Below are 20,582 nucleotides of genomic sequence, written 5' to 3'. Positions count from 1 at the left end.
TTTTATAGCCTGTTTACGAACCGGATGAGTAGACGCTAAATTCGGTGCCTTGTGCCGCTATAAAGCGCCCCGTCTGACAGCAGAGGAAACACCCATGCCGCCCATCTATCTGACTGAAGAGGACGATATCTATAATCCCGCCGTTACGACGCCGCAGACCATTTACGGTTTGGGAGGCAATGACTCGATCGGGGGTGGCACGGCAGACGACGTTATCTATGGCGGCACCGGTCAGGATTTTCTCGTCGGTTATAGTGGCAACGACACGCTCTGGGGCGACGAAGGGAATGACCGGCTAATGGGCGATGAAGGCAATGATCTTCTCGACGGCGGAAACGGCACGGATATTCTTTACGGTGATCAGGGCGATGACACCCTGCTCGGCGGTGCTGACTATGACATCCTCGAAGGCGGCGAAGGCAATGACATACTGAACGGTGGTTCCGGCTTCGATGATCTGAAAGGTGGAAATGGCAATGACATCTATCACTTCGACCATGCCGATGACATTGCCAACGAAGAGAACACCAACGGAATAGATACGATCTACGCCTCTGTAACAGTTAGCCTGGCCGATGGCTCACGCGTCAGGGGACCTGTCGAAAACCTTACCCTGACCGGTTCCGGCAATATCAATGCCAGCGGCAATGCCCTTGCCAACGTCTTGATCGGCAATAGTGGAAACAATTCACTGAACGGCGGAGCAGGCGCGGACAGCATGAGTGGTGGTGCAGGTGCCGACAAATATTACGTCGATGACGCCGGTGACCGCGTATATGAAGGTAATGTGGCCGGCGTCGATATTGTATCGAGTTCCGTATCTTTCGCTGCCGGCGGTCAGTTTATAGAGAATATTCTGCTGACGGGTTCCGCCAGTATCAATGCTACCGGCAATGCCTTGAACAATTATCTGGTTGGCAACTCCGGTGCCAATATTATCAGTGGTGGCAATGGCAATGACCTGCTTACAGGTGGCGACGGTCGCGATGCGTTTGTTTTCAACACCGCTCCCAGCAGTGCCGCCAACCGTGACACGATCACCGATTTCAATGTCGTTGCAGATACGGTCTGGCTGGAAAATGCGATATTCACCGCGCTTGGCGCAACCGGAGCTTTGGTCGCCGCCGCATTCCATGTCGGAACGTCCGCAGCAGATGCGACTGACCGTATCATCTATAACTCGTCCACGGGTGCATTATATTATGATGCCGACGGCTCCGGTTCGGGTACGGCAGTGCAGTTGGCAAGTCTGACCAAAGGGCTCGCTCTGACAAATGCAGATTTTCTGGTCATTTGATTGTGTTGAAGACCAAAAGCCCAGGCATCTTGCGATTCCCGGGCTTTTCAGGGCTACATAAATCCGGCGATCGCTATTCCTTGTCACACGATGAGGAAATCCGCGCTGGTTAAAGCCAACCCTGCACTCAATTTGGCAAATTGCACAGAACCGCCGTTAAACGAGCCGTTCGTGTCATAATAAAGCGCACCTGTGGATGAATTGTAGATGATACGGTCGTTGGAATCTGCAGCCGCTTCGCCAATGTGAAATGCTCCTGTGGGAAGAGAGCCATTTCCCCATAGCGTAAAGATTGCCTTGTCGAGCCAGATCGTATCTGCCACCACGTTAAAATCAGTAATCGTATCGCAGTTGCTATTACTGTTGAGTGCTGTGTTGAATACGAAAGTATCGCTTCCCGTCCCACCGGCAAGAGTATCGTTGCCGCCGCCTCCGCTGATGATATTAGCACCCGAATTCCCGACGAGGTAATTGTTCAACGCATTCCCTGATGCGTTAATGTTACCCGTTCCTGTCAGAAGGATATTCTCGACGTGCTGTCCGCCGAGTGCGAAGGAAATTGAACTGGCAACCACATCTGTACCGGCGCCGTTATCTTCCAATATGATTGAGCCCGCATCATCGACATAGTATTTGTCGTTTCCTGCTCCTCCAGCCATGGTGTCTGTTCCAGCGCCGCCGCCCAGACTGTCGTCTCCATCGCCGCCCAGCAGTTCGTCGTCGCCTGCCCCTCCAACCAGCGTGTCATTACCGGCACCGCCGACAAGTTTGTCATCGCCACCTTCACCATGCAGGATATCAATGCCAGCGCCGCCATCTATGATATTTGAGCCTGAATTCCCGACCAGATAATTGTTCAAGGCATTGCCCGTAGCATTGATACTGGCTGAGCCCGTCAGCAGAATGTTTTCAATATGTTGCCCGCCGAGCGCGAAAGATATTGAACTTGAAACAACATCAATACCAACGACGCTGTCTTCAAATACGCGGTCACCAACATTGTCAACATAGTATTTGTCGTTGCCGACATTACCGGCCATCATGTCCGCGCCTGTGCCGCCATCATGGATGTCGTCACCCAATCCGCCCCACAATGTGTCGTCACCATCTCCGCCATAGAGGCCATCATTATCGACTCTACCGAACAGCGTATCGTTTCCCTCATTACCATTGAGGATGTCATTGCCATTACCACCGTCAAGCGAGTCGTTTCCCCCATTGCCGATCAGCGTGTCATTCCCGTTACCGCCTCTCAAATTGTCGACGAACGTATTACCCGTCATCACATTGTCCAGGTCGTTCCCGTAAACACTACCATTGGTACCGGGAAGAATGGTTACATTCTCAACTGCATTATTATAGCCCTTGTCAGAAAGGCTGAATGTCACCAAACCCAATCCATTGGGGTCAATGAAAACGGTGTCTATGCCACCCGATTTGTCCGTGCTTTCGTAAATCTCGATGCTTAAATTTTCAATCGCATCAAGCAGGTAGTATTGATCGTTTCCTGCACCTCCGGCGGCATAATTATTTTGAGAGACATGCAAAATGTCATTTCCGTCGCCCCCATCGAGATAATTTTTGCCATCCCCCCCATCCAGGATGTCATCCCCTGCGCCGCCGACGAGATAATCATCCCCGTCGCCACCATTGATGATATCATTTCCCCCGAGTCCATAGACGGTTTCCGGCGCTTCTGTGCCATTCCAAACGTCATCGCCCTCTGTCAGTATGATATCGGCCATCTCTTTCATCCCTTCGTAGAAAGCATTCGCTAAATGTGGACCTGTCAGTGTTACACATAACTGGCACCATCGCACCTAGTTCATCCGTGCGAACCGTCATAAGGGTTGCAGCCTCAACAACTTCGCGACCATGTTGTGACCGATAGCCGGGAGATATCGCTGGTGATTGGCTGATATCTTCATTGACAATCAGCCTCCTCACATCACTATGATGTGTCCACCATGACGCTGGAGGATGATCGATGGACGCGCTTGCAATTCTCGCCAGTATTGTCGCGGCAATGGCAATTGGTGCCATGAGCCCCGGTCCAAGCTTTGTTCTTGTTTCGCGCATTGCGCTGTCCAGCTCGCGTACCCATGGTCTGGCTTCCGCATTGGGCATGGGCGTGGGCGGATTGATCTTTGCTTCTTTGGCAGTGCTCGGGCTTACCGCGCTGTTGATGCAGTTCGAATGGCTCTATCTCGCCTTCAAGGTGATGGGCGGCCTTTACCTTGTATATATGGCTTACCGCATATGCCGGGGTGCTTCAGCGCCTTTGGACACAGGAAAATCCGTTCATGGTGCCAAGGAAATGACGGTGCAACGTGCATTTTTCGTCGGATTGATTACCCAGCTCAGCAATCCGAAAACCTCGATTTTCTATGCCAGTATTTTTGCCGCCGTCTTGCCTGCTGATCCTGTGAAATGGCTATTGTTTGCTATCCCGGCATCGCTCTTTCTGGTCGAAGCCGGATGGTACTCAATCGTCGCCCTGACATTTTCCGGATTCCGCATGCGCGCATTATATGGCCGCCTGAAGAAATGGCTCGATTACACCGCAGGAACAGTCATGGGCCTGTTAGGCACAAAGCTGATTATCGAAGCCTTCAATCGCAAGATCTGATTGAGCAACGCTTTGCGAAGATGACCGCCTAGCAATGTCTCACTAACGCTTTCGCACAGATTGTTGCGGTCCGGGCGTTGTGACACATTCATGGCCATGAAGCAGATCGCCCTCGCACTCATCCTCTGTATTACTGCCAGTTCTGCATCTTTTGCGCAGTTTGCGCTTGATGTTGACAAGGAAGAGGTTCGCAAGAAAGCCGGTATCCGCCTTTTGAGTGATTTGCCGGTCGGCGAAAAAGCAGTTGTAAGGTTCCCTACATATTGCGCAGACAATGGGCGTCTCATGATGCAGGCCAGCGCTGAACTGGACGATGATGCAGGCGTCACCTACTCCATTAACTGGATCGTCAAACGGGTCAGCGAAAAGTCAATCGTGATCGAAGCCGATACCACAGCGCGACAGAGGTCGCGGATAAAAAGCGATATTATGCGCCGGCTTTGGCGGGTCTATAATTGCCGTGATCCGAAAAAGCCCGAGGAAGAACCACCCTTGGTTTACGAGGTTCTTTCCATCGCCGGTGCCAAGAGCACATCCGAGGTTTTCGCACTCCCGGACTAAGCCGTGAATCGCCGCATCGAGGAAGTGGCCTTATCTTACAAAGCTGACAGGCACACCGGACGATGGATGGCGGATGACATCCATGTCGATACCATAGATGGCGCCAAGGCTTTCGGAGGTCATAATTTCGTCCGGAGTACCCCGTGCGATCAGCTTGCCCGAATGGAGCGCTATAATCTCGTCGCAGTAGCGGGCAGCCATGTTCACATCATGCAGGACCACCACGACGCCAAGTCCCTTCTGGCGTGACAGGCGGTGTACGAGCGATAGGATTTCAACCTGATGGGCTACATCCAGAGCCGAGATCGGCTCGTCGAGCAGCAACCATTCGGCGTCCTGCGCCACCAGCATTGCCAGCCAGACACGTTGGCGCTCGCCGCCGGAAAGCGTATCAACCAGCCGGTCGGCAAAACCGCCAATATCCGTCAGTTCAATGGCCTCTTCAACCTTTTCGCGGTCCTGCTTGCCAAAGCGACCAAGCGCACCATGCCAAGGGTAACGTCCCAATGCCACCAGTTCCTTGACCAACATGCCATCGGCTTGCGGTGTGTATTGCGGCAGATAGGCAACTTTGCGGGCGAAGGGTCTGGCGCCCCATTCCTCAATCGCCTTGCCCTCAAACCGCACAGTGCCGGAACTCGGCGGCTGCTGGCGGGCAAGGATTTTGACCAGTGTCGATTTCCCCGAGCCATTATGACCAATCAGGCCGGTGACGCGGCGCGATTGCAGTTTCAGCGAAAGCGGCTGCAATAATGTTCGTGACTCGATGGCAAAACTCACATCGCCCAGTTCCATCAAAGCATTGCTTGCCTCAAGATTGGATGACTGCATCTGGTTCTGTCCGGCGCTTTCGGTCATTGACCATTCCTTGGGGCGATAGTTGATTGTTGAGACCGTACCTTACTGAATACGGAAGGGTACGGTGAAGCTCTGTCGTGATACCGTAACTTCATCGGGAGCAGAAGGGACAGGTGAAGCATTGCGAACAGTGCTAAGCAATTTCTCGTCGATTTCACCCATTCCTGAACTGCCGACTATGCGTGCCGAGATAATGTCGCCCGAGCGCGCCACGATAAAGGTGACAGTCACTGTGCCCTTACTTCCAGAAGATCGGACATTCTTTGCCCGGCGAACCAGATAGGCTTGCACCCTCGAACTCCACTTTTGAGCCTGACGGGCAGACGCAGCACTTGGCGCTGCCTGCCGCTTTTCCTCGACCGGCTTGTCATTCTCGACCTTCGCGGTCACAGGTTTTTCAACCTTGCGGACGACCTTCTTTTCTACCGGTTTTTTCGGCTTTTCCTGCTGGGGCTTTACAACCGGCAAGGGCACTTCCACTTCCGGCAACTGGACCAGCTCTTCCGTCTGCTCTTCGAGCGGCTCTACCTCTTCAGGTTCCGGTTCAGCTTCAGCTACTTCCTCTACCGGTTCAATTTGCGGCTCCGGTTCCGGCACAGCTTCCGGCGTCGCAGCTTCCTGCTCTGCAACTTCCGGTTCAATCGGCTCCGGCTCGATTGCCGGCTCTTCCTTTACCGGCTGTGCAACAACTGGGGCCGGCATGGGCTCCATATCGAGCATGATCGGAGCGGCGATATCGCCGCCTTCGTCTTCCGGCTGATAAGCGTGGATTGCGAGCGCTGCACCGGCATGGACACCTACCACGACAACTCCGGCGATTGCCCAGCGTCCGACTTCCCGCCAATCCGGGTGCAGCAGTCCGCCATTGAGGCTATTTGGCCTGCCCGCCATTACTGGGCGCTTCCGCCGGGTGCAGCAAGCGGTGCGCTTTCAAGCCCGACAAGCGCGATCTTGAGATAGCCGTTTGAGCGCAGATTATTCATCAGGTCCATCAGCGCGCCATAATCGACAGCGCGGTCAGCCCGCAGGAAAACACGGGTTTCCTTGTCGCCCTTGGTCTGCTGGTCGATGAAGCTGCCAAGCGTATCGGCCGTTACCGTATTGTTGCCGATTGCAATGGTCTTGTCTTCCTTGAGCGTCAGATAAAGCGGCTGATCCGGGCGCGGCACCGGCGTTGCCGTGGAAGCGGGAAGATCAACATTGATATCGACTGTCGCCAGAGGAGCCGCGACCATGAAGATGATGAGCAGGACCAGCATGACATCGATAAACGGTGTCACGTTGATTTCGTGGTTTTCCTGCAATTCGTCGTCAGAAACATTGTGCCTGATACCGCCAGCCATTTTGCGATCCTACTCGGCTGCGGCAGGACGAACCTGCCTTGCTGCTGGAGCTGGAACGCGGGCAAAATCCACGTCGCGGCTGACGAGGCGTTCAACGCCTGCTGAAGCATCTGCCAGCAACTGGCGATAGCCGGTGATCGAGCGGGCAAAGACGTTATAGATGACAACAGCTGGAATAGCCGCGACCAGACCGATGGCCGTTGCCAGAAGCGCTTCAGCAATACCCGGCGCAACGATGGCGAGATTGGTCGTCTGCGATTGCGAGATGCCGATAAAGGAATTCATGATACCCCAGACCGTACCGAAAAGACCAACGAAAGGTGCCGTCGAACCGATGGTGGCGAGCACGCCTGTGCCACGGCTCATCCGGCGGCCAGCCTGCGCTTCGATGCGGGAGAGACGTGAAGCAACACGCTCTTTCAAACCGTCGGCGCTTGTGTGAGCCTGTGTCTCCTGCGAGAGCAGCACTTCTTCCTGTGCGGCGGTGACGAGCAAAGCGCCCGGCCCTCCCCTACCCTCAAGTGCGCGCTCGGCGTCCCTGAGGGTGCGCGCATTTCCGATTGCATTGAGTGCACGATAGGCACGCATTCTCGCGCCTGCAAGTTCAAGTGTCTTGGCAAGCCAGACAGTCCAAGTGACCAATGAGGCGAAAGCCAGGCCGATCATGACGCCCTTGACCACCCAGTCAGCTGCCATGAACATGCCCCATGGCGAAAGGTTATGCGGCAGTGTTGCCTTGGCTGTTTCTGCTGCTGGAGCAGCGGCGGCTGCGTTGGTTGCTCCAGGAGCGGTGGCTTCCGGTGCCGGAGGCGTCGCTGGCGTCGCGCTACCTGCAGGCGGTGTTGCCTGCATGGAAGGAGCAGCTTCCATTGCCTGGGGTGCTGAGGGTGGGGGTGTAGAAGGTTCTGCCGAAGGGTTGACCCGCTCCTGTGTAACCGGCGGCGTTGCCGGAGCCAGATTTTCCTGTGCGGTGGCGATTGATGAAACAAGACCGGCGGCGATCAGTGCCAGACCAAAAGCTCCTGCCTTCAAGCCATACAAATTTGAACCTGATGGTATACGCATCGTGGCCATTGCTCGCATCTTCTCGCTATCCTTGTTTTGTCTCTGCGCGGCTCGCCCAGGTTGCCGGACGGATTGTTTACGCTCGGAGCGCAGTCGCATGGGCGGCTTAATATTTATGACTTTAACAATCAAGTATTTTTTAAGGAAAATCAATCTGTGAGGAAAAGGATTGACTCCACATTCCTAAAACCAGCGATGGGGTGACAGAATTCCAGCAAATATCTTTGTAATGACAGCAAAATCATCGAATTTGCGAGTAAAAATGCAATCGCTACGAGTAATTTAGTTGTGTTGGGTAGAATTCAGATAATACCCCAAGCCCTGTAGCGGCCCCGACCTGTCATTTCACGCAGGCCAAGTTCCCCGATAAGATTGAGGGCTCCACGCTGCGATACTTTCAATTCCTTGGAAACCAGACCTGCTGAAATCATCGGCCGCGACAATGCAAGATCGATCATGCCCGGCAGACTGGAGGTGGATCGCCGGTCCTTCAACTTACGCTCCATCTGTATTCTCGCGAGCCCCAAACGCTCTATTTCCTTGAGGTTTGCAATGCTCGCTGCCTCTACCGCTCCCAGAAATGCGGCAAGCCTTATCCCGCGATCCTTGGCGCGGCGACGGTCCCGCGGAATGTTACGCAAGCCGGAATTGAACGCCGCCAAGTGCGATCTGGTTTTGCCCCGTTCCCTCAGCATTGCAGAAACCAGCATTGGTCCAAGCCAGTGCTGATGCTGAAGCGGCTCTATATCTTCCCACGCATCCCACAGTAGCGCCGCTGCCAGAAGTGGCGGCAGATCGCGCGTCATATCATGTACAACCAGCCATCGCCCGATACGTTCATCTTCATTCCAACCGGGATCATAAACCAAGGGGTCGCCATCGGAAGTCACATAATCGGAGGTTGGCTTTATCTCCAGCCTCCCCTCCACTCTCGGATGCGTAGCGCTTGCCGGTGTCAGCAATGTCTGACTTGTCCGGTCCAGTAGCGCATCAAAGCGCGCGAGTTCATCCTCAAAGGCGTTTTCTGCCTCGGTCTTGATCTCGGTTTCATAATCGGCATTTGCGACCGGCGAAGGAATGACCTCCGGTGTGACTGTCTCGGTTACCCATCGGCCTCGCAGGCTTGCGATGCCTTTGGCACTGAGCGCCCATGACGGTGGGTTTGCAGCGATCTGCCTGCGGACACGCAGGATATTATGCGCCCGCGTCAATTCATGGGTCGGCGCACGTATATCCATTCGAGCGTCGTGGAGAACCAGATCCTCCACATGCACAAGCTCACCAGCAAGCCACAAAGCGTTGCAGGCTTCCATGAAATGGGAGCGTGCAATCCAGCCCTCATTCTCGCGCATCAGACCGTCGCCGGAACGTCGAGAGATTTCGTTCAGATCGCTTTTGCGGGCAATTCTTTCATCCAGCCGAGCCAGCGCATCTTCTGCTGCGACGACTGGCCTGAACAGATCATTGATGGATAAGTCATTAGAATCATAAACCATTGTTATTATGGTAAATGATGAGGCAAACAGAAGATAGTGGGGCTTTAACTTCTCTTTCTGGTGGCTGTTTATCCCTTAAACAACCACAACCGTTGCCTTGCCCGGCACCCGATTATACAAATCAATTATATCCTGATTGATAAGACGTACGCAACCCGAAGACATGGATTGCCCAATCGACCACCACTCCGGCGAGCCGTGAATACGATAACCCGTATCCACCCCATCCTTGAAGATATAAAGGGCTCGTGCGCCCAATGGATTTTGCGGTCCCGGCTCTTGGCCATTCTGATATTTAATCAGCTCTGGCTTGCGCTCAATCATTTCACGTGGGGGCGTCCAACGCGGCCATTCCTTCTTGTACTGTATATTGGCTCGCCCATTCCAAAGGAAACCGGCCTTGCCAATACCAACACCATAGCGAATTGCGTCGCCACCCGGTTGGACGAGATAGAGAAAGCGCTGCTGCAGATGAACAACAATCGTCCCGGGTTGCTCACCCGTAGGATCAACAACCACCTGCCTGCGGAATTGTGCCGGCACTTTTTGATAAGGAACAGCAGGCAGACTGTAAGGCCCCTCCTGCACAGCTGCATACATTACATCGGGAACTGTAACCGTCCTGTCGATGCTGATCTGTGGCCGCACCCCGTTCGTCGACATGGGGTCGATATTCATTTCCGGCAGACCGAATGATGTTTGCGTACAACCTGACGCGCCAAGCACTGCTACGGAACCGAATCCCAATAGCAAATGACGCCGCGAAATGGCTGGAGTAGACAAATCGGTGAGAGCTGCCTTCGAACGCTGTGACAAGATCGTACTCGCTTACAATTAGTGGCAATGGCTCAAACTGTAAGGAAATGTGGTTTATAAAGGATGAACGCCAACTCCCTGGCCTTGCAAGTTGACAGCTGTCAACGCATAGCGCCCTCCCCTGAAGAGTTGTCAGCTGTCAACATCCCATCCAAATCCGCTAAGCCGAAGGTTCAATTTCAATTCAGCAGGGACTGCGCTAACGCTATACAATTATTGATTACATTGATTGCTATTTAACAACCATCAATTGCACCGCACCTAAACCATTTCAGGGATTTGCCTATGGCTTCAGAGGAACCATCCTATAGTGAAATCACACAGTTCGACACACCGTATCCGAACAATTCAAGCCATACAGTAAATGGCGACTATAACACTCTCGACATCGCAGAGGCCTTCATAAAGGCCAACATAACCAATCCAGTGGTCGCCTCAGATATCGCCGCCGCCGCCGGGGTAAATATTCGGGCGCTACAGCGTCTCTTTCGAAAAGCATACGCCTCAACGCCAACGCAGGTTCTGTTGAGCACACGAGTCGCAGTTGCCCGCGAGATGATCTTGCGGGGCGAAGCACGCTCCGTCAGGCAGATCGCGGCTACGTTGCAATTTTCAAACCCCAGCCGGTTTTCAAAACTATATCGAAAAATCTACGCGCATATACCTTCTCAGGAAATACGCGAACGCCAGACCGGTGATGATGGCACTATGCAGGATTGATCAGTAATACGCGGCAGTCGTGTCGAGAAAGTCGTGCGAGTGCACGATCACGGTTTCGCGGTCTATAAAGATGACCCCGTAAACCGGCGGTTCATGCGTAATCGCAACGCGGTGAGGATCGAAACCGAGTGCTGATTGATGGTTGGTACCGCGCAGCACACTAACCGGAATGCCGCGCCAACTTCCGGCAACCGGGCGATGAGCGTGACCTGCAAAGATATGCCGGACATTCCCGTGCTCCCGAAGAAGCGCAAAAAGCGCATCAGCGTCAATGAGGCCAATCGGGTCCAGATGAGGCATATGGATTGGAAAAGGCGGGTGGTGGGTGAAAACATATACCGGTTGACCCTGCGCAATATGCAACTGGTGTTTCAACCACGTCAGGCGTGCATCATCGAGCCGCCCTTCCACTTTGCCTGTCATCAGCGTATCGAGCAAAATGAACTTACCCTCTGGCGTATCCAATGCGCTTTGAACAAAGCCATCCTGCGGCACTATGGACGCAAATGTTTTTAGGAAAACATCTCTGTCGTCGTGGTTTCCCATCATCAAATGGTACGGCACGGCCAGTCTTTCCAATTCGGCCGCCAGAGCAACATAAGTATCTTCCGTTCCCGTATCGCTCAGGTCACCGGTAAAGATCACCATATCCGCATCTGCATGGTGCCTGTTGATGTCGTCAATACACTTTTGCAGTCTGGTCAAAGGGTTCAAGCCGCACAGGAGTTCGCCCGGCGTAACAAGATGCAAATCAGTAACCTGGATAATCTTCATCGTAATCTGCCCTTATGAACGGAGATTGGCGGGCAGGCGGGCGCTGCCACGCAGAACGAGGCTGGTGGCCAGTCTTTCATGTGCAGGCGGGCGATCCGGATCAGCCTCGCGCTTTTCCAGAAGGGAAACGGCGTGCTGCGCCATGATGGCGGCATCCTGCCGGAACGTTGTAAGGTTATAAGCGTCCCAGGCAGCTTCCGGAATATCGTCAAAACCAATAACCGAAAGATCTTCCGGTATGGACAGTTTGGTATTGCGCCGCACGTAATCGATCAACCCAAAAGCAACCAGGTCATTGGTGCAAAAAACCGCTTCTGGCGGAGTATCGCTGGTAAACAATTGCAGTGCGGCATCCTGACCACCATGATAATCGGAATTGCTGCCATTTCCGACAATGACGGTTGCGCCGTTTTTCTCGGCTTCATCACGAAAGCCAAATTCCCGTTCAATGGTCGTCGGTGTGCGGACAAGCGTCGCTGCGAAAGCCAGTCTCTTCAAACCATTGTCGAGGAAGAAACGTGCGGCCGTGCGGCCAGCGCCTTCATTATCAATATTGACGTCATCCGCGCCTGTTTCCGATCGTCCAAGCACGATAAGCGGCTGTCCATTGCGGCTAGCCAGTTCGACAAAGGAGGAGGGCGGCGATCCTGAAAGTATTATCGTCGCCTCGGCACGATAACCGAACAATGTTTTCTGTGCCGCAGTCAGCTCTTCTTCTGTACGCCCGGTGTTGATGACGATGGGAACACTGCCGCGGTGGATCAGAGCCTTGGTCAAGGCAGCAACGAGATGCGACCTGTAGCCAAGCTCTGGATTGGTAACAACGAGGCCAACCAGTCGGCTTTTTCGGGCCAGCAGACCGCGCGCCAGATCATTGACCTGATAGCCAAGTTCTTCCGCCGCCACCAAAATCTTTTCGCGTTTCTTAGCGGAAACACTGGCACCGGGCGTGAATGCTCGGGAGACGGCAGATCGTGAAACACCAGCGCGCTTGGCCACCTGCAAAGCACTGACATACTGGTTGCTTTCCTTGGCGGATGTTTTCTTCTTGGATGTCATTCTCAATGTCCAACTTTCGAAAGCACGTCGGCGCGCAAGAATCGCTCCACCACCAGCATGAAACCTATCGAAGGTATGAGCAACAGCAAGGCTGTTATGGAGGCAATCTGATAATTTCCACCTGAGCTTGCAGTATAAAGCAAGAGCGGCAGGGTATTAACATCCGGCGCACCTACAAAATAGCTGCCGGTGAATTCGTCCAGCGATTCAAGAAACACAAAAATCGCGCTCGCCAGAAGTCCCGGAGCGGCGAGGGGAAGCGTTATATCCCGGAAGGCCCGCAGTGGCCCGGCACCAATGGAACGCGCCGCTTCCTCAAGGTCAATCTGGACAGCCGAAAATGCGGCGGTAGCGATCCAGACCGCATAGACCAGTCCATGCGTCACATGCACCATGACAACACCTGCGACAGTGCCGTTCAATCCAATCTGATAGAAGAAACGGGCAATATTGACGTATACCGGCAGGTTCGGAAACGCTTGCGGAATAAGAAAAGCGAGGAGGATGAGACCTCTGAAGGGCAGTTTCAGTCGAGACAACGCATAGCCCGCCGGAACAGCGAGCGCCAATGAAACCACCACTGTCAGCGATGCAACCAGAATACTGGTCGCCAATGAACCCATGGCATTGCCGCGGGGTGAAAATACCCGCTCCCAAAAGCTGAAGCCATATTCCAGCGGCAGCATGTGCGGGAAATACCATTTCTCCGCAACGGTCCAGAGCAACAGGTTGGTTAGAGGGCCGAAAATTATGAATGCGAGCAGGCCAAGAATAAGGGCACGGGGCAACCACCAGAAGTCGAAGCGCCACATCATGAACGCTCCTTCATGGTTTGCCTCAGATATATCAGAGCAACCCCAGTCGTCAGGATGAGTGATATCATTCCGAGCGCATTCGCTACGCCATAGTCGCCATGGGCGTTGATTCGGAAAGCAATATCGGCCGTAAGCATGGTGGGTGATTGGGCATTGATCATCAGCGGGACAGAAAGCACCGACATCATGGTAACGAAAGACAGGATCAAGCCCACCAGCAGCGTGCCTGCGATTTGCGGCACAACGATTTCAATAAGAATACGAAGGCGCGAAGCACCGAGATTACGCGCGGCCTCAATGGTACTGCGGTCCAGAGATGCCATCGCACCGGCCACAAGTAACGTAACGAAGGGCGTCTGCTTCCAGACAAAGGCGATAACAATGCCTCGCCAGTCAAGAAAACCCACCGTTTGTAACGGAGTGAGCAGGCCGAGACTGACGAGGATATTGTTCATCAAACCGTTCTTGGCGAGAAATGTACGCAGGATCTGGCCAACAACGATGAACGGAATAAACATGGGCCAGCGATAGAGCCAACGCAGGATAGCGACAGCACGCGGATTTTCGCCAAGCGTCAAATATCCGCCGATAGCCACTGAAAACAGGCCGATAAGCGCCGTGGAGACAGTGACGATAACCACGGTGAATATCATGTCACTGGAATAGAGTTCGAAAGATTTGCGGAAATTACCCAAACCCCAGGCATCGCCAACCTCGAATGCACCGAGAATGGACGCAATCAACGGCACGATAAAAAACAGCACAATCATTACCAGCGCAGGCAAGACGAGCAGTATGGCCAGGAGCTTATTCCGCATGGGTATTCGCCTTCATAGGGAAGGGGAGGGGCCATCGCGAACGATGGCCCCGGTTTGCCGACAATCAGTTCGCTACGTTCTTCTCATAGGCCTCAAGAATGGCTGAGTTATACGGAGCGATCGGGAAAGGTTTGGCTTTGGTCGAAAGGTCATCGGGTGAAATATCGACGAACAGCTTGTCCCAGCTTGCTTTATCGAGTTCGGGTTGCACGAACTTAGCGTCAATGCCCGGATACCAGTTAAAACGCTTTACGATACCTTCAGCCTGAACCTTTGGACTGGTTGCGAGTGCAACAAACTTTTCAGCGAGTTCAGTATTGGGGCTCTTTGCTGGAATAACGTAGTGCATTGGCTGTCCCGGCATACCCGGCGCTGGCAGGAACAGTTTCATTTCTGGCGGCAGCTTGCCATCGGCCTGCCAGGAATAGAACATGTCCACCCAAACCGGACCCATGGCAATTTCACCGCGGCTCAGCATATCCAGCGTTCCGGCATTGCCCGGCGTAAGGGTCGCATTGGTGGTGAAATCCTTCAAGCTGGCAAATGCCTTGTCCCACTTCTTGGTTTCAGCCTCTTCAAATGGGCCATTCATGAGCTTCTTTGCGTCGCCATCCCCGAAGGCGTAAATCCAGCCCATGACAAAGCTCACGCCGGAAGCACCACCCTTTATACCGTTATAGCCAAACTGTTTGGGGTTCTCCTTTGCCCAGGTGACAAGCTCCTCATAGCTCTTCGGGGGCGTCGGTATGAGCGCGGGATTGTAAGCGATTGCAGTCTGGCTGGAAAACATCGGCATGACATAGCCATCGACGTTTGAACCCAGCGCCATCTTTGCCTTTTCACTCGTTACCATCTCTCCCGAGGCTATCTTGGACCGGTAGGACTCAAGATACCCGTCCTTGACCATAGGGCCGGCAAACTTCTCGTGGACAACTGCAACGTCAGCGTCCCACTTTTCAACATTGGCCTTGGATTGCGCATCGAAGCGCTCGACGATCTTCTGCGAACCCGCATCACCGGGGCCGGTGCCCACAACCCTGACAGTCGTGCCGGGGTTTTCCTTCTCGAAAAGCGGCCCCAGATAATCATTGATATAGTCAACCATATTCTGGTCGCCAGCGGTCAAAACGGTCAAATCTGCCGCAGCCGCCGGGCTCGCCGCTAATCCGAGTATGAGAGAAGCCTGTAGAAGCGTTTTCATGTGTAACTCCCTGAGCAAGTTGGTGTTTTGTTGGTATAAGATACAACAGAAGCTAAGCGATATTTCACTTCAGTTTTATGATGGTTTTGCCGTATTTGTTGAGGTATTGAAAATAAAGAGAGATTCCGCCGGTATGCGCACTTTTACCGTTTCGCCCTGATTAAAAGGCGCGTCCGCGTCCACAAGGATTTCGCGGTCTCCAAGCCGGACGGCATGACGCCAATGCCCGCCGGGATAACTTACGCTTACTATTTGGCCCCGCAGTTCGAGATGGCCGACCCCCTGCATTGCGGTGTCATGATTGCGGGCGAGCCGTGCCGCCTCCGCACGAAACCGCAGTTCCACCGGACCAGTTGCTAAAGGCCGCCCCGAACGAGCTGTGACCGATGTTTGGTTAAACTCGCCTTCGGCCAGTTCAATCTGATCGCCCTGCACGCGCGCTTGCATGGACAGCAGATTTTCAGCCCCCATGAAGGCGGCCACAAAAGGCGAGGCAGGTTTGTTATAAACTTCCTCGGGCGGTCCCTGCTGTTCGATCCGCCCAGCATTCATGATGACAATGCGGTCAGCCATAACCATTGCTTCTTCGCGGTCATGCGTAACGTGGACTGCCGTGATGCCAAGACGCTTTTGCAGCGAGCGGATTTCATGACGGACAGTCAGGCGGATACGCGCATCCAGATTTGAAAGCGGCTCATCAAGCAGGAGAATTTCCGGATCAATTGCAAGAGCCCTGCCGAGGGCAACGCGTTGACGCTGACCGCCCGAAAGCTGCGCGGGCTTGCGATTGCCCAGACCCGATAGGCCGAGCAGTTCCTGCATTTCATCAACGCGGCTATCAATCGTTTCGCGTGGCCGTTTTTGCAGCTTCAGACCATAGCCGATATTCTGGGAGACAGTCATGTGGGGCCATAGCGCGTAAGACTGAAATACAAGCGCCATGCCGCGCTTGTCAGGTGGCAGCTGGGTTACATCCCGCCCGGCAACTTCAATGCTCCCAGAGAATGGCTTTGCAAACCCGGCAATCGTGCGCAGCAAAGTTGTCTTGCCGCAGCCGGACGAGCCAAGGAGAGCAACAAACTCACCCTTTGCAATATCCAGATCGAGATTATCCAGAACAGTTGTCGAACCATAGCCGACACTCATCCCAGCCACTCTAAGGAAAGCCTGATCGTCCATTTTCATCCCCTATTGCACAGCTGCGCAATTTTTTCTTTGTACTGTCTGTTTATAACAGCGGGATGACAAGCAAAATTTTCAAGACGTCCAAAAACAGGCCAGGAACAGCGCTTTCAAGGCGTGTTCAATTGCCTTTGGGACTGAAGTGAGCCACCAGTCGATAGGTATCACCGGGATAATACATGCGGACTGCGGTAATGGGTTGTGCGCCCCGCCATGTGGAGCGTTCTACCTGCAGACAGGCAGCCCCTTCCTTGACGCCGAGATGGGCTGACAAAGCAGCATCAGCATTCAAGGCACTGATACGGTTCTCAGCTTCCGACCAGGGAACATGCTCACGCAGCCAGGTGCCGGGAGGGTCTTTTTCGAATGTCAGTTCAGCTGCGTCCGGAACGCTTACCAGATCAATCAGGCGATCTTCAAATGCGTGCACGCGCTTGCCCGCAAGATGGCGGCAAAGCACAGCCAGCACGGGGCGAGGCGTCTGTACATCAAGCCGCTTCATATCCGATGCCGTACTGGTACGCTGACGCCGCGAAAGAATTTCCAGCGAATAGGTCTGCCCGATAGCTTCCACTTCCGCTCTTACATCCGAAATCTCGATGACGGCAGACTGTACAAGCGGCTGGGAAACAAAACTGCCCGCACGGCGACGGCGCTCTATTAGACCCGATGCTGCAAGCGCCACCAGTGCCTTGTTCACAGTCATGCGCGCACAGTCGTAAGTTTCCATCAGCTCGCGTTCAATCGGGATACGATATCCCGGAGCCCATTCCCCTGAAAGTATGCGCCGCTCAATATCGCTGCGGATGCGAGCTGACAGCTGGCCTTTTGATTGGTCAGCTTCAACAGATGGGGGAGGGGTAACTTTATTCAAAACGGCCTCTTCAAATAACCGGCAGGTTTTGTGAAAGGCGGATGATTATAATGTCCGCAGAGCCCCCGACAGCCATCGTGCCCATATCATCCGCTTCGCCGACAAACAACGCATCATGTTTGCTGAGGGTGGCGTCCTGCGGGAGTTCAAGCGTTCCATCGCAGCAAAAAACGATACCGACCCCGGGACCGCTTCTCACAAAACAGGGCACGCTAACAGTCTGCCGCTCCACCGTTGCAAGCCACTGACCTCGCCGGGTCATGACATTCAGATCGACAATGGTGCCGGAAACGAGCTTTGCCGAGGTTGTCGCGTCCCCCGGAAATGCAAAAGGTGCGGAGGCGGCTGTTAGGCGAGTAGGCTCCATTCCCGCCACATCGAGATCCATTCCTGCACCTTCCAGAACCGTGAGGATGCGATCAATGTTTTCGAATGACGAGAAAGGTCCGTCTGATGCGACGGTCGCCATGCTGACACGCCAGTGAAACTCACCCGCATCTGCGCCTACAGGGGCGATGGCGATCTCTGTGGTGACACCGCCCCCGTTTTTCCAGGGCATCTGTTTGTGATCACTGGCGCGCAATATATGCATCAGCCCAATATTCCCGGAAGGTTGAGGCCTTTTTCCTTGGCGCAATCAATTGCGATCTCGTAGCCCGCATCAGCATGACGCATAACGCCCGTCGCCGGATCGTTCCACAGCACACGCTTGATACGGTCTGCCGCATCATCGGTGCCATCACAGCAGATGACCATGCCGGAATGCTGCGAGAAACCCATGCCTACGCCGCCGCCATGATGCAGCGATACCCAGGTTGCTCCAGATGCGGTGTTGAGAAGCGCATTCAACAGCGGCCAGTCGGACACGGCATCCGAGCCGTCTTTCATCGCTTCCGTTTCACGATTGGGGGATGCAACAGAACCTGAATCGAGATGATCGCGGCCAATCACGATCGGCGCTTTCAATTCACCCGTGCGCACCATCTCATTGAAGGCGAGACCAAGCCGGTCACGATCACCCAGACCGACCCAGCAGATGCGCGCTGGCAGACCCTGGAACGCGATGCGGTCGCGTGCCATATCCAGCCAGTTGTGCAAATGTGTATTGCCCGGCGTCAGTTCCTTGACCTTGGCATCTGTCTTGTAAATGTCTTCCGGGTCGCCTGAAAGTGCCGCCCAGCGGAATGGACCAACGCCCCGGCAAAACAGCGGGCGGATATAGGCAGGCACGAAGCCCGGGAAAGCAAAGGCGTTTTCAAGCCCTTCATCCTTGGCGACCTGGCGAATATTATTGCCGTAGTCGAGAGTAGGAATGCCCTGATCCCAGAATGCAATCATGGCTTCCACATGTTCGCGCATTGAAGCCCGTGCCGCCTTTTCGACAGCCTTCGGATCACTTTCACGCTTGGCCCGCCATTCGGCCATGGTCCAGCCCTTGGGCAGATAACCATTGATAGGGTCATGCGCCGATGTCTGGTCCGTAACGATATCGGGACGCACACCACGGCGTACCAGCTCAGGCAAGATTTCAGCGGCATTGCCAAGAAGACCAACTGACTTGGCTTCCCCCGCCTTGGTCCAGCGATCGATCATTTCGAGCGCTTCATCAAGCGTTTCAGCCTTGGCGTCCACATAACGGGTGCGCAGGCGGAAATCGATAGAGTCAGGATTGCATTCGACAGCAAGACAGCAGGCACCTGCCATGACAGCGGCAAGCGGCTGAGCGCCGCCCATGCCACCAAGACCCCCGGTCAAAATCCATTTGCCTTTGAGGCTGCCGCCATAATGTTGGCGACCGGCCTCGACAAAGGTTTCATATGTGCCTTGCACGATGCCTTGAGTGCCGATGTAAATCCACGAGCCGGCAGTCATTTGGCCATACATGGCCAAGCCCTTCTTATCCAGTTCATTGAAATGATCCCATGTCGCCCAATGCGGAACCAGATTGGAATTCGCGATCAATACGCGTGGTGCATTGGAATGCGTTTTGAAAACGCCGACAGGCTTGCCGGACTGCACGAGGAGCGTTTCATCCTCGTTCAGCGTTTTCAAAGTAGATACGATCTTGTCGAAATCATCCCACGTACGGGCGGCACGGCCAATACCGCCATAGACAACCAGCTCATTCGGGTTCTCGGCGACATCCGGGTCCAGATTGTTCATCAACATGCGCAAAGGCGCTTCGGTCATCCAGGATTTTGCATTGAGTTCGTTGCCGCGAGGGCTGCGTATCTCGCGGATATTATGCCTTGGGTTGTTCATATCTGCTCCCCAGTTTGATTGCAGTCTGTTCCAGAATTTCGAGAATATCTTTCAGGTGCCTGCGCAGCTTTTCCGCCTTTGCCTCATCATATTCGAAAGGCAGCGCCTCACTCGCCAGATGCGAGGATTGCGTCAGCTCCATCTGTATCGCGTGAATGTTTTTCTCAGGCTGTCCATAATGCCGGGTTGTCCACCCGCCTTTAAACCGCCCATTGATCACGGCGTCATAACCGGAAGCGGCAAATGCAATTCGCCCCACAGCCGAAGCAATCTCCGGCGAACAGCTCTTGCCCTCACTGGTTCCAATATTGAAGTCGGGCAGTTTGCCTTGGAACAGGAAAGGGATGTGCGAGCGTATGGAGTGGCAGTCGTAAAGAATGCACAGTCCGTGCATCTCTTGAACCCGCTTGATCTCTGCGGCCAAAGCATCGTGATAAGGACGATGAAACGTCTCCAGCCTCAGCTTGATATCGGCTGCGGTTGGTTTTTCCTTGTCGCGCCAGATGGGCTTGCCGTCAAAGTCCGTTTCAGGAACCAGTGTCGTCGTGTTCTGCCCGGGATAAAGGCTCTTGCCCTCCGGGTCGCGATTGGCATCGATCACATAACGATGAAACGTAGCGCGAACCGTAGTTACGTTCGGCAAAAGGCCATCATATAGCTGGTCGATATGCCAATCCGTATCCGCCAGCATCTGACCGTTCTCGTTAAGACGGGCAAAAATGTCTGGCGGCACGTCGGTTCCCGTATGCGGAAACCCGAGAATGATCGGGGATGTTCCCTGTTTTACTTCGACAACGCTCATTGGCCGATCC

The 20,582-nt window shown here is 54.1% G+C and carries 21 protein-coding genes; 4 read left to right on the top strand and 17 right to left on the bottom strand.

Features of this window, described 5'->3' with window-relative positions:
• Positions 1-94: 94 nt before the first annotated feature.
• Positions 95-1,297: a calcium-binding protein gene (locus tag PMI41_RS15630; RefSeq protein WP_008126426.1), complete on the top strand. Its 1,203-nt coding sequence runs from the start codon at positions 95-97 to the stop codon at positions 1,295-1,297.
• A gap of 83 nt (positions 1,298-1,380) precedes the next feature.
• Here PMI41_RS15630 and PMI41_RS15625 read toward each other — a convergent pair whose 3' ends face one another.
• Positions 1,381-3,042 (bottom strand): calcium-binding protein, encoded by a 1,662-nt coding sequence (locus PMI41_RS15625; RefSeq protein WP_008126424.1) that lies wholly within the window; start codon positions 3,040-3,042, stop codon positions 1,381-1,383.
• A gap of 242 nt (positions 3,043-3,284) precedes the next feature.
• Here PMI41_RS15625 and PMI41_RS15620 point away from each other — a divergent pair, with 242 nt between their 5' ends.
• Together PMI41_RS15620 and PMI41_RS15615 are read left to right on the top strand one after the other, a co-directional pair.
• Positions 3,285-3,926 (top strand): LysE family transporter, encoded by a 642-nt coding sequence (locus PMI41_RS15620; RefSeq protein WP_008126422.1) that lies wholly within the window; start codon positions 3,285-3,287, stop codon positions 3,924-3,926.
• Positions 3,927-4,016: 90 nt separating this feature from the next.
• A complete protein-coding gene (locus PMI41_RS15615) occupies positions 4,017-4,487 on the top strand; it encodes a hypothetical protein (protein ID WP_008126421.1) in 471 nt (156 codons plus the stop codon).
• Between the two features lie 30 nt (positions 4,488-4,517).
• Here PMI41_RS15615 and PMI41_RS15610 read toward each other — a convergent pair whose 3' ends face one another.
• From PMI41_RS15610 to PMI41_RS15585, 6 genes are all read right to left on the bottom strand, one after another.
• A complete protein-coding gene (locus tag PMI41_RS15610; RefSeq protein WP_052025918.1) occupies positions 4,518-5,282 on the bottom strand; it encodes an ATP-binding cassette domain-containing protein in 765 nt (254 codons plus the stop codon).
• 105 nt (positions 5,283-5,387) lie between these two features.
• Positions 5,388-6,236, bottom strand: coding sequence for an energy transducer TonB (locus PMI41_RS15605; RefSeq protein WP_008126417.1), 849 nt, complete (start codon positions 6,234-6,236; stop codon positions 5,388-5,390).
• The gene (exbD, locus tag PMI41_RS15600; protein ID WP_008126415.1) at positions 6,236-6,688 is read right to left on the bottom strand and encodes a TonB system transport protein ExbD; all 453 of its coding nucleotides are present in this window, start codon (positions 6,686-6,688) and stop codon (positions 6,236-6,238) included. Before exbD ends, PMI41_RS15605 begins: the two co-directional genes overlap by 1 nt.
• A gap of 9 nt (positions 6,689-6,697) precedes the next feature.
• Positions 6,698-7,753 carry a tonB-system energizer ExbB gene (exbB, locus tag PMI41_RS15595; RefSeq protein WP_244423958.1) on the bottom strand — a complete coding sequence of 352 codons (1,056 nt, stop codon included), beginning with the start codon at positions 7,751-7,753 and terminating at the stop codon, positions 6,698-6,700.
• 302 nt (positions 7,754-8,055) lie between these two features.
• Positions 8,056-9,249 carry an RHE_PE00001 family protein gene (locus tag PMI41_RS15590; protein WP_008126412.1) on the bottom strand — a complete coding sequence of 398 codons (1,194 nt, stop codon included), beginning with the start codon at positions 9,247-9,249 and terminating at the stop codon, positions 8,056-8,058.
• A 75-nt stretch (positions 9,250-9,324) separates the two neighbouring features.
• A complete protein-coding gene (locus PMI41_RS15585) occupies positions 9,325-10,065 on the bottom strand; it encodes a L,D-transpeptidase (protein WP_008126410.1) in 741 nt (246 codons plus the stop codon).
• Positions 10,066-10,350: 285 nt separating this feature from the next.
• Here PMI41_RS15585 and PMI41_RS15580 point away from each other — a divergent pair, with 285 nt between their 5' ends.
• Positions 10,351-10,785, top strand: a complete 435-nt coding sequence (locus PMI41_RS15580) for a helix-turn-helix domain-containing protein (RefSeq protein WP_008126409.1) — start codon at positions 10,351-10,353, stop codon at positions 10,783-10,785.
• Here the strand turns inward: PMI41_RS15580 and PMI41_RS15575 are convergent, their stop codons facing one another.
• The 10 genes from PMI41_RS15575 to hutG form a co-directional block, all read right to left on the bottom strand.
• Positions 10,786-11,559: a phosphodiesterase gene (locus PMI41_RS15575; protein ID WP_008126408.1), complete on the bottom strand. Its 774-nt coding sequence runs from the start codon at positions 11,557-11,559 to the stop codon at positions 10,786-10,788. It lies immediately after the preceding gene.
• 12 nt (positions 11,560-11,571) lie between these two features.
• Positions 11,572-12,618: a LacI family DNA-binding transcriptional regulator gene (locus PMI41_RS15570; RefSeq protein ID WP_008126406.1), complete on the bottom strand. Its 1,047-nt coding sequence runs from the start codon at positions 12,616-12,618 to the stop codon at positions 11,572-11,574.
• A gap of 2 nt (positions 12,619-12,620) precedes the next feature.
• Positions 12,621-13,433, bottom strand: coding sequence for an ABC transporter permease subunit (locus PMI41_RS15565; RefSeq protein ID WP_008126403.1), 813 nt, complete (start codon positions 13,431-13,433; stop codon positions 12,621-12,623).
• The gene (locus PMI41_RS15560; protein WP_008126402.1) at positions 13,430-14,251 is read right to left on the bottom strand and encodes an ABC transporter permease subunit; all 822 of its coding nucleotides are present in this window, start codon (positions 14,249-14,251) and stop codon (positions 13,430-13,432) included. Before PMI41_RS15560 ends, PMI41_RS15565 begins: the two co-directional genes overlap by 4 nt.
• A 64-nt stretch (positions 14,252-14,315) precedes the next feature.
• Positions 14,316-15,452: an extracellular solute-binding protein gene (locus tag PMI41_RS15555; protein WP_008126400.1), complete on the bottom strand. Its 1,137-nt coding sequence runs from the start codon at positions 15,450-15,452 to the stop codon at positions 14,316-14,318.
• A 75-nt stretch (positions 15,453-15,527) separates the two neighbouring features.
• Entirely contained in the window at positions 15,528-16,631 is a 1,104-nt protein-coding gene (locus PMI41_RS15550) for an ABC transporter ATP-binding protein (protein WP_008126397.1), read from the bottom strand.
• Between the two features lie 124 nt (positions 16,632-16,755).
• The gene (gene hutC, locus PMI41_RS15545) at positions 16,756-17,454 is read right to left on the bottom strand and encodes a histidine utilization repressor (RefSeq protein WP_040855358.1); all 699 of its coding nucleotides are present in this window, start codon (positions 17,452-17,454) and stop codon (positions 16,756-16,758) included.
• A 64-nt stretch (positions 17,455-17,518) separates the two neighbouring features.
• Positions 17,519-18,100, bottom strand: coding sequence for a HutD family protein (locus PMI41_RS15540; protein ID WP_008126394.1), 582 nt, complete (start codon positions 18,098-18,100; stop codon positions 17,519-17,521).
• Entirely contained in the window at positions 18,100-19,770 is a 1,671-nt protein-coding gene (gene hutU / locus PMI41_RS15535) for a urocanate hydratase (protein ID WP_008126392.1), read from the bottom strand. The genes PMI41_RS15540 and hutU overlap by 1 nt, the downstream gene beginning before the upstream one ends.
• On the bottom strand, positions 19,751-20,572 hold the full coding sequence (gene hutG / locus PMI41_RS15530) for an N-formylglutamate deformylase (protein ID WP_008126389.1): 822 nt from the start codon (positions 20,570-20,572) through the stop codon (positions 19,751-19,753). The genes hutU and hutG overlap by 20 nt, the downstream gene beginning before the upstream one ends.
• Positions 20,573-20,582: the final 10 nt, after the last annotated feature.

Source organism: Phyllobacterium sp. YR531 (assembly GCF_000282595.1).
Lineage (GTDB): Bacteria > Pseudomonadota > Alphaproteobacteria > Rhizobiales > Rhizobiaceae > Phyllobacterium.
Note: the sequence above shows the minus strand (reverse complement) of the source record. Positions and strands in the feature narration are given on the sequence as shown.